This window comes from Pseudomonas sp. 8_5_2 (assembly GCF_059295255.1).
Map to the genome: position 1 here is coordinate 1877048 of NZ_CM181238.1, position 15302 is coordinate 1892349.

Sequence of the window (15302 nt, forward strand, 5' to 3'; positions counted from 1 at the left end):
CCGACCATGAACATGCCCATTCCTGAAGCAAACGCCCGGCACAGTGCCCAGGACCAGACCCGCTTCGCCGCGCTGTGGCGCCCGGCGCTGGTGCAGGCGTTCGTCAAGCTCGACCCGCGCCAGCTCAGGCGTTCGCCGGTGATGCTGGTAGTGGCTCTGACCGCAGCACTGACCACCGTATTGTGCGTAGCCCCTGGCAGTGGCGTAGGCACCGGTGTTGCCGTGCAGATCGCCTTGTGGCTGTGGTTTACCGTGCTGTTCGCCAACTTCGCCGAAGCTTTGGCCGAAGGCCGGGGCAAGGCCCGCGCCGATAGCCTCAAAGCCGGTAGCCAAGGCCTGACCGCGCAGCGGCGCAAGCGCGATGGCAGCTACGAGACTGTCGCCGCCAGTGCACTGCGCAAGGACGACGTGGTACGCGTGGTGGCCGGCGAAATGATACCTGGTGACGGCGAGGTGCTAGAAGGTATCGCCGCCGTCAACGAGGCCGCCATCACCGGCGAGTCCGCGCCGGTGATTCGCGAATCCGGTGGCGACCGCTCGGCGGTGACCGGCAACACCCGGCTGGTGTCCGACTGGCTGCTTATCCGCATCACCAGCAACCCGGGTGAATCCACCCTGGACCGCATGATCGCCTTGGTCGAGGGCGCCAAGCGGCAGAAAACCCCCAACGAGATCGCTCTCGACATCCTGCTGATCGGCCTGACCCTGATCTTTCTGGTCGTGGTGGTGACCTTGCAGCCGTTCGCCCATTTTGCCGGCGGCAGCCTGCCGCTGATCTTCCTGGCTGCGTTGCTGGTAACGCTGATCCCCACAACCATCGGCGGCCTGCTGTCGGCCATCGGCATCGCTGGCATGGACCGGCTGGTGCGGCTGAACGTCATCGCCCGTTCGGGCCGGGCGGTGGAGGCGGCCGGGGACGTGCACACACTGATGCTCGACAAGACCGGCACCATCACCTTCGGCAACCGCCGCTGCAGTGCCCTGCATGCCGCACCGGGCATCACCGCCCGGGAACTGGGGGAGGGCGCCTTGCTGGCCTCGCTGGCGGACGATACTGCCGAAGGCAAATCGATTGTCGAGTACCTGCGGCAGTTGCACGACTTCGTCGAGCCGCCTGCCGGCCAGTTCGACGCAGTAGCCTTTAGCGCCGAGACCCGCCTTTCGGGCATCGACCTGCAGCAGCGACGCTATCGCAAGGGTGCTGTGGATGCAGTGCTGGCGTTCGTCGGCATGCAGCGGCTGGAAATGCCCCCGGCGCTGGCCCGCGAAGTGGAGCGCATTGCCCAGAGCGGTGGTACGCCGCTGCTGGTGTGCGTCGACCAGCGCCTGCTGGGCGTGATCCACCTCAAGGACGTGGTCAAGCCCGGCATTCGCGAGCGCTTCGCCGAGTTGCGCAAACTGGGTATCCGCACGGTGATGGTGACCGGCGACAACCCGCTGACCGCCGCCGCCATCGCTGCCGAGGCGGGGGTGGATGACGTACTCGCCGAGGCCACCCCCGAGAAAAAGCTGGCGCGCATCCGCCAGGAACAGAACGACGGCCGCCTGGTGGCCATGTGCGGCGACGGCGCCAACGACGCCCCGGCACTGGCCCAGGCAGACGTGGGCATGGCCATGAACGACGGCACCCAGGCGGCGCGCGAGGCGGCCAACATGGTCGACCTGGACAGCGACCCGACCAAGCTGCTGGACGTGGTCCAGGTCGGCAAGGAGCTGCTGGTGACCCGAGGTGCACTGACCACATTCTCCATCGCCAACGACGTGGCCAAGTATTTCGCCATCCTGCCGGCGCTGTTCGCCGCCATCTATCCGCAGCTGGGTGTGCTCAACCTGATGCATCTGGCCAGCCCGCAAAGCGCGATCCTGTCGGCCATCGTGTTCAACGCGCTGATCATCATCGTGCTGATCCCGCTGGCGCTGCGTGGCGTGCGGGTGCAGGCGGCGAGCGCGGCGCACCTGCTGCGGCGCAACCTGCTGATCTACGGGCTGGGCGGCATTGTCGTGCCGTTTGCCGGGATCAAGCTGATCGATCTGCTGCTCAATGCCCTGCAGCTGGTCTGAGGAGGCCGACATGACTACTTATGTACGCCCGGCGGTGAGCCTGGCTTTGTTGATGACCTTGGTCACGGGTGCGCTCTACCCGCTGGCAGTGACGGGCATAGCCCAGGTGGTGTTCCCGGAGCAGGCCAATGGCAGCCTGGTGCGCGATGACCAGGGGCAGGTGCGAGGTTCGGCGCTGATTGCCCAGGATTTCCAGGGCGATGGCTGGTTCCATTCGCGGCCTTCGGCAGGCGCTTACGCCACCGTCGCCAGCAGTGCCAGCAACCTTTCGCCGAGCAACCCGGTGCTGGCCGAGCGGGTCAAGGGGGAGGCGGCTGCGCTGTACCAGGCGCAGCAGGGGCCGGTGCCGCAGGCGTTGCTGACCACTTCGGCCAGCGGCCTTGACCCGCACTTGCCACCGGAGGCGGTGGCTTACCAGATTCCGCGGGTGGCGGCGGCGCGGCAGTTGCCGGTGGCGCGCTTGCAAGCCCTGCTGGAAGAGGCCACCCTCCACCCATTGATCGGCCCGCCCGTGGTCAATGTGCTGGCGATGAACCGGATGCTTGAGCAACTGAACCACTGAAATGGGGCCGCTGCGCGGCCCATCGCCGGCAAGCCAGCTCCCACCCCGACCGCATCGCTCCAAGCCTTGTGCAGTACCTGTGGGAGCCTGGCTTGCCGGCGATGGCCTGCGCGGCAGGCCCGGGAATGCCGCAGGCCGCAGTAAAATCAAAGGATGAAACATGAGTGATTCCACCCGCGCAGACGCGCTGTTGGCCACCCTCCCGCGAATCGGCCGGGGTCGGCTCAAGGTGTTTCTGGGTGCCGCCCCTGGGGTCGGCAAGACCTTCGCCATGCTCCAGGCGGCCCACGCCCAGCAGCGCCAGGGGGTGCAGGTGCTGGCCGGGGTTGTCGAAACCCACGGCCGCGCCGAAACCGAAGCCTTGCTGGCTGGCCTTCAGCAGCAGCCTTTGCTACGCAGCCAGTACCGCGGTGTCACCCTGGAAGAGATGGACCTGGACGGCTTGCTCAAGGCCACCCCAACCCTGGTGCTGGTCGATGAACTGGCCCACACCAACGCCCCCCGCAGCCGGCACGCCAAGCGTTGGCAAGACGTGCAGGAGCTGCTGGCCGCAGGCGTCGATGTGTACACCACGGTCAACGTCCAGCACCTGGAAAGCCTCAACGACAAGGTCCGCGACATCACCGGCGTGCACGTGCGCGAAACCCTGCCGGACTGGGTGCTGCAGGAAGCTTTCGAGCTGGTGCTGATCGACTTGCCGCCGCGCGAACTGCTCGAGCGCCTGCGCGAAGGCAAGGTGTATGTGCCCGAGCAGGCGCGGGCGGCCATCGATGCATTCTTCTCGCAGACCAACCTCACCGCCTTGCGTGAAATGGCCATGCAGACCGCCGCCGCCCAGGTCGATGCCGACCTGGCCCACGGCTATCGCCAGCGTGGTCAGGAGGCCCCGACCCTGCGCGGGCGGCTGCTGGTGGGCGTGGATGGCGATGACCAGGCCGAACGCCTGGTGCGCCATGCCAGCCGCGTGGCCCAGCGCCGCCACCTGCCCTGGAGCCTGGTGCATGTGGACAACGGCCGCCTGCGCGACGAAACCGCCCGCCATCGCCTGCAGGCCGCGCAGCAACTGGCCGAGCGCCTGGGCGGGGAGGTGGTATTGCTGCGCGCCGGCGAAGTGGCCCGCACACTGATCCAGCATGCTGCCGAGCGGCGCGCCAGCCTGGTACTGGTCGGGCAGTCCCGCGACCGCCTTCGCCGGCGCCTGTTCGGCGCAGGGGTGGCTGCGCGGCTACTGCGCGAAAGCCATGGCCTGGAGATCAACGTGCTGGACCGCGATGTGCAGGCGCAAGCGCCGCGTTCGGCTGTGCGGCGGGTGTGGGTGTGGCGCCATTACCTGCTGGCGCTACTGGCCACGGTCATGGCGGCGGGCCTGGCCTGGGCGGTATCGAGTGTGCTGGCGCTACCCAATATCTCGCTGGTATTCCTGGCGGCGGTGTTGCTGGTCGCGGTACGCAGCAGCCTGGGGCCTGCGCTGGCCTGCGCGGCGCTGTCGTTCCTGACTTACGACTTCTTGTTCATCCCGCCCAATTTCTCGTTCAGCATCCAGCGCGAAGAAGACGTGCTGACCCTGGTGTTCTTCCTGTTGATGGCGGCGCTTACCGGCAACCTGGCCGCCCGCCAGCGCCGCCAGCTGCAGGCGCTGCGCGAGACCCAGGCGCAGACCAGCCAGTTGCTCGACCTGTCGCGCCGGCTGACGGTGGCCACCGACCGCCAGGCAGTGTTCAATGCCGCCGGCCAGCATCTGGGCGGCTGGCAAGACCTGCAGGTGTGCCTGCTGGAGCGCAACGTCGAAGGCCAGCTGACGGTAGCCAGCGGTGAGGCCCACGCCTTCAGCGACACCGAGCGCGCCGCCGCCGACTGGGCCTGGCAGCACGGTCAGGCGGCCGGCCACGGCAGCGACACCTTGCCCAATGGCCGCTGGTGGTGGTGCCCGCTGGCGGTGGACGAGCAACCCTTGGCATTGCTCGGTGTGCGCCCGCGTGCGGGGCAGCCGCTCAGCGACCCGCGTCGGCGCTTGCTGGTTGCGCTTGGCCAGCCGCTGGCCCAGGCGCTGGCGCGCGCGCGTCTGGCCGAACAGCTTGAGGCCGCGCGCCTGCACGGCGAAACCGAGCAGTTGCGCAGTGCCTTGCTGGCGTCCGTGTCCCATGACCTGCGCACGCCATTGACCGCCATGCGCGGCAGCATCGACAGCCTGCTGGCGCTGGGCGAAGCGATCCCGGTCGACGACCGCCGCGAATTGCTGGAAGGCACCCGCAATGAGGCTGAGCGCCTCGATCGCTACATCCAGAACCTGCTGGACATGACCCGCCTGGGCCACGGCGGGCTCAAGCTGGCCCGCGACTGGGTAGCCCCGGGGGATATTGTCGGCAGCGCCCTCAATCGCCTGCGCGTGGTGCTGGCGCCGTTGCGCGTGCACACTGATGTGCCAGTCGAGCTGCCGTTATTGTTCGTGCATGCAGCACTGATCGAGCAGGCGTTGGTCAATGTGCTGGAAAATGCTGCACGGTTCTCGCCGGCCAATGGCCGGCTGGCGTTGCAGGTATCGGTGCAGGACAGTCAATTGCGCTTTGCCGTGTTCGACCAGGGGCCCGGCATTCCCGTGGCCGACCGCGAGAAGATCTTCGATATGTTCTACACCGCAGCCCGTGGCGACCGTGGCGGGCAGGGCACCGGCCTGGGCCTGGCCATCTGCCAGGGCATGATCGGCGCCCATGGCGGGCAGATTCTGGTGGGCGAAGGCATTGATGGCCAGGGCACCGGCATCACTTTATGCTTGCCGCTGCCCCCTCAACCTGAAGCCGAAAGCGAAACCCCATGAGCCAGTCCGCCACCCTGTTGGTCATCGACGACGAACCGCAGATCCGCAAGTTCCTGCGTATCAGCCTGACCTCGCAGGGCTACAAGGTGATCGAGGCGGCTACCGGCGGCGAAGGGCTGGCCCAGGCGGCATTGGGCAAACCGGACCTGGTGGTGCTCGACCTCGGCCTGCCGGACATGGACGGCCAGCAGGTGCTGCGCGAGCTGCGCGAGTGGAGCACGGTGCCGGTGATGGTGTTGTCGGTGCGCGCCAGTGAAGTGCAGAAGGTCGATGCACTCGATGGCGGCGCCAATGACTATGTGACCAAGCCGTTTGGCATCCAGGAGTTTCTGGCCCGGGTGCGTGCCCTGTTGCGCCAGGTACCCCAGGCCGCTGGTTCGGAAGTGTCGGCGAGCTTTGGGCCATTGACTGTGGACTTTGCTTTTCGCCGGGTGACCCTGGATGGCGTGGAGGTCGCGCTGACCCGCAAGGAGTACGCGCTACTGGCGCTCCTGGCCGGCCACCCCGGACGGGTGATTACCCAGCAGCAATTGCTCAAGGATATCTGGGGGGCTACCCATGTGGAGGACACCCATTACTTGCGGATCGTGGTCGGGCACCTGCGTCAGAAGCTGGGGGATGACCCCACGGCGCCGCGCTTCATCGTTACCGAGGCGGGGGTAGGGTATCGGTTGGTGGCCCCGTCGCATCCTGATTGACTGGCGCGGCCTTTGTGGGAGCGGGCGCGCCCTCGAAGCAGGCGACGCGATGGATGGCATCGGCTTCGTCGGTGTTCGCGGCTGAAGCCGCTCCCACAGGGATCGCGCTAGCTTCTGAATCATGATCAAGGCCTCGTGCTGTGGCATCTCAGGCTCTTGGTGGCTCCGTCTCGAAAAGCTGGCGCACGACTTCCAGATAGCGCCGCGCCCCCAGGCCTAGCGGGCGTGGCTTGAGCCAGATGATGTCGACCCACAGGCGCAAGCGGCTGGCCATGTTGTCGAAACGCACTTCTGCCAGCGCGCCCGACGCGATCAACGGTTCAACCAGCGGCTCTGGCAGGTAGGCCCACCCGAGGCCGGATTGCACCAGGTCCAGCGTGGCCAGGTAGCTGTCGGTCAGCCAGATACGCCGCGACAGCACCATGCGCGGGTCCGACCCGGTGGCCTTGCCCGAGGCGACGATGATCTGCCGCTGTTCGGCGAATGCCTCTTCGGGCAAGGGTGTGCCGCTGTTCTGACCCGCCGGATGGCGCGGTGACGCGACGGCCACCAGCAACTGGCTGCCAGCTTCCAGAAACGACTCGCGCTCGTCGATGCCGGGCCGTTCGAACACCAGCGCCAGTTGCACGCTGCCCTCGTGCAGCAGGCGGATGGCTTCGGTCTGGGTGGCTGTACGCACTTCGATTTCCAGGCTGGGGAATTCTTCTGCCAGCGTTACCAGTGGTTGGCTCCAGCGGCCGGTCTGCAACTCGGGCGCCATGGCGATGGTCAGGCGTTTTTCCAGGCCTTTGTGCAACTGCAAGGCCTGGGCGTCCAGCAGGTTGAGCTGGCAGATCACCTGCCGGGCCTGAGGCTCCAGCGCCAGGGCGGCGCTGGTGGGCAAGGCCTTGCGGGTGGCCCGGTCGAACAGCACCAGGTCCAGTTCTGCTTCCAGTTGGGCGATGGCCATGCTCACCGCCGAAGGTACACGGCCCAGCTTGCGCGCGGCGGCGGAAAACGACCCGGCATCCATCACGGCGAGAAAGATTGCCAGGGAGTCGCTGGTAAAGGCCATGTTCACAAAACCTGTTGTAAGTGATGTGGGTAATGTAACTGGCTGCCTCGGGCTTGCCATGGGATTTGCAGCGCCGGTGAGATCGAGCGCCGCCCGCGCGGCGCTCGATCTCATAGACGCAGCAACTCCAAAGGCCTGTACCTTCAGCCACCACTCAACCCCTACAGCCCTTCGCCAAGCACCCGGTCGATGCTGTCGACAAAGTAGTCCACGCTTGCCCGCGTAGTGCACATCGGTGGCTTGATCTTGAGGATGTTCAGGTAATCGCCGGTCGGCTGCATGAAGATGCCCAGTTCACGCAGGCGGTCGCACAAGGTCATGGTTTCCTCGGTGGCCGGTTCCAGGGTTGCGCGGTCACGCACCAGCTCCAGCCCCAGGTAGAAGCCAGAGCCATGTGCAGCGCCAGCCAGCGGGTGCTTGTCCACCAGCGCCTGCAAGCGGGCCTTGAAGTAGCGCCCGGTGTCGCGGGCGTTGTCCCACAGGCCTTCTTCCTGCATCACGTCCAGCACCGCCATGCCGATGCGACAGCTGACCGGGCTGCCACCGGCCGAGGAGAAGAAGTAGCCCTCGGCTTCCAGCGCTTCGGCGATTTCGCGGCGGGTGATGACCACACCCAGTGGCTGGCCGTTGCCCATGCCCTTGGCCATGGTGATGATATCCGGCACCACGCCCTGTTCCTCGAAGCCCCAGAAGTACTCACCCAGGCGGCCGTACCCCACCTGTACCTCGTCGGCGATGCACACGCCGCCACGGGCGCGGACCTTGGCATACGCATCCTGCAAGTAGCCCGCCGGTAGCGAGATGCCCCCGGCATTGCCGTACACCGGCTCACAGATGATGCCGGCCAGCTGGCGACCGCGGGCGTCGAGGTCGGCCAGCTTGGCGTCGACGTCCTGCAAGTAGTCGGTGGCGCTGTTGGGACCGCGGAAGCGGCCACGGAAGGTGTTTGGTGCCTCGACCGGGTGCACCCAGTCCGGGCGGGTTTCCAGCGCTTGCGGGTTGTCGGCGATGGAGGTGGAGATGGCATCGGTTGCCACCGACCAGCCGTGGTAGGCCTCCAGCACGCTGAGCAAGTCACGCCCGCCGCTGTAGGCCCAGGCCAGGCGAATCGCCAGGTCGTTGGCTTCGGTGCCGCTGTTGACCATGAACACCCGGTCGAAACCTTCGGGCGCCAGGGCTAGCAGGCGCTCGGAAAACTCGGTGATTGCCGCGTAGTGGAAGCGCGAGTTGGTGTTCAGCAGTGACCACTGCCGCGCCGACTCGGCGACCATGCGTGGGTGGCCATGGCCTAGCACCGCGACGTTGTTGAGCATGTCCAGGTACGAACGGCCCTGCATGTCGATCAGGTAGTTGCGCCAGCCGCGCTCGATATGCGGCGGCTGCGCGTAGTAGTGCTTCTGCGAACGGGCGAAGCTGGCGTCGCGGCGGGCTAGCAGGGCTTGCGGATCGGGTAGCGGCTGGGCATCGCAATCGAAGCCCAGCAGTGCGGCTGGCGACGGGCACAGGGCCAGCCAGGCAGCGGCGTGGGATGGGGTGGCAAAGAAAGGCGGCTGAATGCCGTTGTCCAGGCACAGCTGCACGCTGAGGAAGCCACAAGTAGTGCCCAGCGACTGGCCTTTTTCCACGCCCTGGCCGTCTGCCGGTGCGTCTTCCAGTCCCTGCAGCAACAACGCCCAGTGCGCGGTGCGCAGGCAGCCTCGGCCGTCGCCGTGGCGCTCCCAGGTGCCGGGTGCGGGCGCTTGCACCAGGCTGCCGTTGGGCACGTGCAGCTCTACGCCGAGGGCGCAGGTGGCGGGCTCTTCGGGGCTGTCGATGTGGGTTTGCGACAGGCGATATTGCCCATGCAGGCTGCAGGCCGGGGCGGCTTGTGCAGTCAGCAGATGCTGGTCGAAACCGGGTTGTTCCCAGTTACCGGCTTCGCAGAGTGAGCTGAGTACCCCCAGGTCTACCCGGGACACAGCCTGCCCGGAGAGGTCAGGGAGCAACCGGGCGCAACCGTTCAAGTCCGGCACCTTGGCTTGCAAGCCCGCAGCTTGCAGGATGGCCGCTTCCATCAGGGTGAAAGGCACGGCGGTGGCAGTGTCGAAGATTTCCCATTCGTGAGCGATGTTGTCGCGGGTGTACTGGTTGCCGGGGTCAATAGCCAGCTGCTGTTCGCTGCTCAGCACCAGTACGGCAGCGCGGTTTACTACCAACGGCCACAGGGCGCGCAGTTCCGCCTCGGTCAGCGGGTTGAGTGCCTGATAGGCCTGCACGGCTGGCAGGATGCGCAGTGGGTCGCCCTCGGCGTGGTGCAACAGCGCAGCGCAAGTCACCGACAGGTCGGCGATGCGCCAGGTGCGTAGCAGGTCGCCGAAATCAATCACGCCTTGCAGTTGCCACTGGCGCTGGGCATCACGGGCCCACACGGTGTTGTCGTCGGTGATGTCCAGGTGCACGGCCTGACTTGGCAGTTGATCAACCAGGGGTGTCAGGCGCTCGCAGGCTTGGCGGGTAGCGCGTTCGATGCGAGCGCGCTGCGCGCTGTCCTGCAGCACCGGCAGCAGATGACCGATCAGTGCCTGGGCATGCTGCGGATCCCATTGCAGGGTGCGCACCAGGCCTGGGTGGTCGAAGTTGGCCAGCGCTTTGTCCAGCCGGGCGCAGAGCCCGCCCAGTTCGCCCATAAGCCGTGGTTGCATGTGCTTGAGACGGGTGAGGGGTTGGCCGTCGATGTAATCGAGCAGGCGCAGGCGCAACGGTTGGCCGTCTATCTCCAGGTCCAGTAACTGCTGGCCGCTGGTGGCCGTGCGTGCGGCTGGCACCGGCAAGCCCTGATCGCGCAGGTAGGACAGGGCGGCGTGCTGTGCTTCCAGTTCCTGTTGCGCATAGCTGCCGTGACAGGCCTTCAGCACGAATCGGCCTTGTGGCGCGTCCACGCGCACGTTCAGGTCTTGCTGGCTGCCCAGGGCCGTGAGCGTGCCGGCGAGGCCATAGTGCATTTGTAGCACGGCATGCGCCTGGGCTTCGCTGAGCGAAGGGCTGGGCAGGCCGGAGCGCTGGATCAGCGCCGCCAGTGCTGGGGAAGTGGGCGGCTGTTGTGGACTGGACATGGGCTCTACCGTTGGTGCCGGGAGTGGATGGTGGAGAATTTATGCCCTTTCTGGCTGATGATGGAAGACGATTGTTGTCAGTAAAATTGATCACTGACGCTTTGAACTATTCGGTAATCGAAGTAAACGAAACAGCCGGATGGAGTAGGATTGCCCGGGGGAGTGGCTGGCTTCCGAGGTGTGAAATCCAGCTGATCCCGGGCCACCACAGATTCAGCGCATCATGCCGAGTTCGGCGTCATCCATCAGCGCTTTGGCCATTGCGCTCAGATAGTGCGCAGCCCAGATCATCATCGGTTTTTCATCCATCAGGCCGGTAATGGTCAGTTCGCGGACGTAGCCCATCAGCTCCGATGATTGCTCGCGGGCGTCGCGGCAGGAGATGCCGGGCTCGATACGAAACAGTGGGTGGGTGCCGTTTTCGCCCTGGCAGAAGGTGGTTTTGCCAACGGTGAATTGAGTGTCTTCTGTGGTCATTTTTGTTTCCCCCTGAAAGTTCTCGAATGCCTGGGCGGGCCCTTTCGCGGGTAAACCCGCTCCTACAGGTTCCCCACTTGCCTCAAGACTTGCACAGTACCTGTGGGAGCGGGTTTACCCGCGAAAGGGCCCGCCCAGGCAACACATCATTCAAAAGGCAGTGCGCCGTTCGAGGCTCGGTGGGCATCTGCACCTGGACCAATGCCGACTCAAGCAAAGCCCGTAGCGCCTCCAGCTCGTGCATCGAGGTCATCATCAAGATCGAAGCAGGTGATTTGGGCTGCAGCAGCAAGGCCTGATGTACCACGGTGGCGGCGCAGAGCGCGTAGTCGGTGGCCTGGATCAGGGTGTCTTCGAGGGAATGGGGGTTGTGGGGTGGATCGGGGACGACTTTCAACATTACGATTTACCGTTGTAGGTGCCGCCTCCTCCCTGCTGTCAAACAGTTGGGTGGCAGCTGTACGTGGGTTGACAGACCGGTGGAAATCGTAAGTTCCGGCGCACGCAAGCGTGCCCGCACGTACAGCCGCCATAATGGCGAACCGCATACGATTTACCGTCACAGCCTGTCAAAGCTGTATCGTTGACGAGCAACGACATGCCGAGACTAGAGCGCTGCCGGAGCAGCGGCAACGGAAAATGCGCGGCAGGAGTATGTTTGGGAAATGGCCTACAAGGAAGGGGGTAAATCTGATCTTACCGCTCCAGAAGCGGGCCGCTCTGCGGCCCATCGCCGGCAAGCCAGCTCCCACAGGGATAGCGCAAGTCTTGGAGACTGCGCGGTCGGGGTGGGAGCTGGCTTGCCGGCGATGGGCGGCAGAGCGGCCCCCAAAAGCTAGCTTACGGCATCCACCTCCAAAAACGCCGCCTCCAGCAACTGCCGTGTATACGGATGCTGCGGCGCATGAAATATCGCCTGTGCATCCCCTTGCTCCACCACCTGCCCGTGCTTGATCACCATCAACTGGTGACTCAGCGCCTTCACCACCGCCAGGTCATGGCTGATGAACAGGTACGTCAGGTTGTACTTCTGCTGCAGATTACGCAGCAACTCCACCACCTGCCGCTGCACGGTGCGGTCCAGCGCGGATGTGGGTTCATCCAGCAGGATCAGCGCCGGCTTCAGCACCAGCGCCCTGGCAATGGCGATGCGCTGGCGCTGTCCGCCGGAAAACTCATGGGGATAACGATGGCGAGTACGCGGATCCAGCCCCACTTCCTCCAGGGCCGCGACAATGGCCGCTTCCTGCTCGGCTGCGGTGCCAATGCGGTGAATACGCAACCCTTCGCCAACGATATCCGCCACACACATGCGCGGGCTCAGGCTGCCAAACGGGTCCTGGAACACCACCTGCATTTCCCGCCGCAACGGGCGCACGGCCTGCTGATTCAAGGCGTCCAGGTTCTGCCCGTGAAAACGAATGCCACCTTGACTGGAGATCAGGCGCAGAATGGCCAGGCCCAACGTCGACTTGCCCGACCCGGACTCGCCGACAATCCCCAGCGTCTGCCCCTGCGGCAAGCTGAAGTTGACGCCGTCCACCGCTTTCACGTGGTCAACCGTGCGCCGCAGAAAGCCCTTCTTGATCGGGAACCATACCTTGAGGTCATCCACCTCCAGCAACGGTGCCCCCACCGGGTTGTGCGCCGGCAGCCCGCTGGGCTCGGCATTGATCAACATCTGCGTGTAGTGGTGCTGCGGCGCGCTGAACAGCGTGGCGCAGTCGGCCTGCTCGACAATCTGCCCGCGCTGCATCACGCACACGCGGTGAGCGATGCGCCGCACCAGATTGAGGTCATGGCTGATCAGAAGCAAGGCCATGCCCAAGCGCACCTGCAGGTCTTTGAGCAGGTCGAGAATCTTGAGCTGCACGGTCACATCCAGCGCCGTGGTGGGTTCGTCGGCAATCAGCAGCTCTGGCTCGTTGGCCAGCGCCATGGCGATCATCACCCGCTGGCGCTGCCCGCCAGACAGTTCGTGGGGGAGGGCTTTCAGGCGCTTGCGCGGTTCGGGAATACCGACCAGCTCCAGCAGCTCCAGCGTGCGGGCGGTGGCTGCCTTGCCGGTGAGGCCTTTGTGCAGCAGGAGGATTTCGTTGATCTGCTTTTCGATGCAGTGCAGCGGGTTCAGCGAGGTCATCGGCTCCTGGAAGATCATCGCAATGCGGTTGCCGCGAATGCGTTGCAGGGTCTTCTCGTTCTGCTGCAGCAGGTCTTTGCCCTCGTACTGGATGCTGCCGCTGGGGTGGCGCGCCAGAGGGTACGGCAGCAGGCGCAGGATCGAGTGCGCAGTAACCGATTTGCCCGAGCCACTTTCGCCTACCAATGCCAGCGTCTCGCCCTTGCGGATGTCAAAGCTGATGCCATCGACCACCCGGTTGACCTGGTCGCCGGTGACGAACTCCACGGCCAGGTCCCGCACTTCGATCAGGTTCTGTTCACTCATGTCACTTCCTCGGGTCGAAGGCGTCGCGGGCGGATTCGCCGATGAACACCAGCAGGCTCAGCATCAGCGCCAGCACCGCGAAGGCGCTGATGCCCAGCCACGGGGCTTGCAGGTTGGACTTGCCCTGGGCCACCAGCTCGCCCAGCGACGGCGAACCTGCGGGCAGGCCAAAGCCAAGGAAGTCCAGCGCGGTCAGGGTACCGATGGCGCCAGTGAGAATGAACGGCATGAAGGTCATGGTCGAAATCATCGCGTTGGGCAGGATGTGCCGGTACATGATTCCGCCGTTGCGCATGCCCAGGGCGCGGGCGGCGCGCACGTATTCCAGGTTGCGCCCGCGCAGGAACTCGGCGCGTACCACGTCCACCAGGCTCATCCACGAGAACAGCAGCATGATTCCCAGCAGCCACCAGAAATTCGGCTGCACGAAGCTGGCGAGGATGATCAGCAGGTAAAGCACCGGCAAGCCGGACCAGATTTCCAGGAAGCGTTGTCCGACCAGGTCGACCCAGCCGCCATAGAACCCCTGCAGCGCCCCGGCGATGACCCCGATGATGGAGCTGAGGATGGTCAAGGTGAGGGCGAACAGTACCGAAACGCGGAAGCCGTAGATCACCCGCGCCAGCACGTCGCGCCCCTGGTCGTCGGTGCCCAGCAGGTTGTCCGCCGAGGGCGGGGCCGGGGCCGGTACGCGCAGGTCGTAGTTGATGCTCTGATAGCTGAACGGGATCGGCGCCCACAGCACGAAGCTGTCTTTCTTCGCCAGCAGCTCGCGGATGTACGGGCTCTTGTAGTTGGCTTCCAGCGGGAACTCGCCGCCGAAGGTGGTTTCCGGGTAGCGCTTGAACGCCGGGAAGTACCACTCGCCGTCGTAACGCACGGCAATCGGCTTGTCGTTGGCGATCAGCTCGGCGCCCAGGCTGAGGCCGAACAGGATCAGGAACAGCCACAGCGACCACCAGCCACGGCGGTTGGCCTTGAAACGCTCGAAGCGCCGGCGGTTGAGAGGGGACAAGGCCATGTCAGTGCTCCCGGCTGGCGAAGTCGATGCGCGGATCGACCAGGGTATAGGTCAGGTCGCCGATCAGTTTCACCACCAGCCCCAGCAGGGTGAAGATGAACAGGGTGCCGAAGACCACCGGATAGTCGCGGTTGATGGCCGCCTCGAAGCTCATCAGGCCCAGGCCGTCGAGGCTGAAGATCACCTCGATCAGCAAAGAGCCGGTGAAGAAGATGCCGATGAACGCCGAGGGGAAGCCGGCGATCACCAGCAGCATGGCGTTGCGGAACACGTGGCCATACAGCACCCGTGGCCGGCTCAGGCCCTTGGCCTTGGCGGTGACCACGTACTGCTTGTTGATTTCGTCCAGGAAGCTGTTCTTGGTCAGCAGGGTCATGGTGGCAAAGTTGCCGATGACCAGCGCGGTAATCGGCAGCACCAGATGCCAGAAGTAGTCCAGCACCTTGCCGGTGGTACTCAGCTCGTCGAAGTTGTTGGAGGTGAGGCCGCGCAGCGGGAACCAGTCGAAGTAGCTGCCGCCGGCGAACAGCACGATCAGCAGGATGGCGAACAGGAACGCCGGAATGGCGTAGCCGACGATGATCGCCGAACTGGTCCACACGTCGAAATGGCTGCCGTGGCGCACGGCCTTGGCGATGCCCAGCGGGATCGACACCAGGTACATGATCAGCGTGCTCCACAGCCCCAGCGAAATCGACACCGGCATCTTCTCGATGATCAGGTCGATGACCTTGGCATCGCGGAAGAAGCTGTCGCCGAAGTCCAGCTGGGCGTAGTTCTTGATCATGATCCACAGGCGTTCGGGCGGCGACTTGTCGAAGCCGTACATCCGCTCGATTTCGGCGATCAGCGCCGGGTCCAGCCCCTGGGCGCCACGGTAGTTGGAGCCGGCCACGGAAACCTCGGCGCCGCCACCGGCGATGCGGCTGGTGGCGCCTTCGAAGCCTTCGAGCTTGGCGATCATCTGCTCGACCGGGCCGCCGGGGGCGGCCTGGACGATGATGAAGTTGATGACCAGGATGCCTAACAGGGTCGGGATGATCAGCAGCAGGCGGCGCAGGATGTAGGCCAGCATA

The 15302-nt window shown here is 65.1% G+C and carries 10 protein-coding genes and 1 pseudogene; 4 read left to right on the plus strand and 7 right to left on the minus strand.

Translation table 11 applies throughout. The features are described from left to right. The first annotated feature begins 6 nt into the window (after positions 1–6). The 4 genes from kdpB to AC5O5R_RS08585 all read left to right on the plus strand — a co-directional run bounded on the left by kdpB (position 7) and on the right by AC5O5R_RS08585 (position 6136). Positions 7–2061: a potassium-transporting ATPase subunit KdpB gene (kdpB, locus tag AC5O5R_RS08570; RefSeq protein WP_172288502.1), complete on the plus strand. Its 2055-nt coding sequence runs from the start codon at positions 7–9 to the stop codon at positions 2059–2061. 10 nt (positions 2062–2071) lie between these two features. After that, the gene (kdpC, locus tag AC5O5R_RS08575; protein WP_494515172.1) at positions 2072–2623 is read left to right on the plus strand and encodes a potassium-transporting ATPase subunit KdpC; all 552 of its coding nucleotides are present in this window, start codon (positions 2072–2074) and stop codon (positions 2621–2623) included. Between the two features lie 160 nt (positions 2624–2783). Beyond that, positions 2784–5438, plus strand: a complete 2655-nt coding sequence (locus AC5O5R_RS08580; RefSeq protein WP_172224067.1) for a DUF4118 domain-containing protein — start codon at positions 2784–2786, stop codon at positions 5436–5438. Further along, positions 5435–6136, plus strand: a complete 702-nt coding sequence (locus AC5O5R_RS08585) for a response regulator (protein ID WP_494515173.1) — start codon at positions 5435–5437, stop codon at positions 6134–6136. The genes AC5O5R_RS08580 and AC5O5R_RS08585 overlap by 4 nt, the downstream gene beginning before the upstream one ends. Positions 6137–6284: 148 nt before the next feature. Here the strand turns inward: AC5O5R_RS08585 and AC5O5R_RS08590 are convergent, their stop codons facing one another. The 7 genes and pseudogenes from AC5O5R_RS08590 to AC5O5R_RS08620 form a co-directional block, all read right to left on the minus strand. After that, positions 6285–7190: a LysR family transcriptional regulator gene (locus AC5O5R_RS08590; protein ID WP_494515174.1), complete on the minus strand. Its 906-nt coding sequence runs from the start codon at positions 7188–7190 to the stop codon at positions 6285–6287. Between the two features lie 161 nt (positions 7191–7351). Then, the gene (locus tag AC5O5R_RS08595; RefSeq protein ID WP_494515175.1) at positions 7352–10282 is read right to left on the minus strand and encodes an aminotransferase; all 2931 of its coding nucleotides are present in this window, start codon (positions 10280–10282) and stop codon (positions 7352–7354) included. Positions 10283–10495: 213 nt separating this feature from the next. Beyond that, positions 10496–10759 (minus strand): DUF3077 domain-containing protein, encoded by a 264-nt coding sequence (locus AC5O5R_RS08600; RefSeq protein ID WP_172287516.1) that lies wholly within the window; start codon positions 10757–10759, stop codon positions 10496–10498. Positions 10760–10919: 160 nt separating this feature from the next. Next, positions 10920–11159 (minus strand): annotated as a pseudogene (locus AC5O5R_RS08605) (hypothetical protein); the annotation flags it as partial. A gap of 435 nt (positions 11160–11594) precedes the next feature. Next, complete coding sequence (locus tag AC5O5R_RS08610) at positions 11595–13205, minus strand: ABC transporter ATP-binding protein (protein ID WP_494515176.1); 1611 nt, start codon at positions 13203–13205, stop codon at positions 11595–11597. 1 nt (position 13206) lies between these two features. Beyond that, positions 13207–14226: an ABC transporter permease gene (locus tag AC5O5R_RS08615; RefSeq protein ID WP_494515177.1), complete on the minus strand. Its 1020-nt coding sequence runs from the start codon at positions 14224–14226 to the stop codon at positions 13207–13209. A 1-nt stretch (position 14227) separates the two neighbouring features. After that, entirely contained in the window at positions 14228–15301 is a 1074-nt protein-coding gene (locus AC5O5R_RS08620; RefSeq protein WP_494512332.1) for a microcin C ABC transporter permease YejB, read from the minus strand. Position 15302 lies beyond the last annotated feature (1 nt).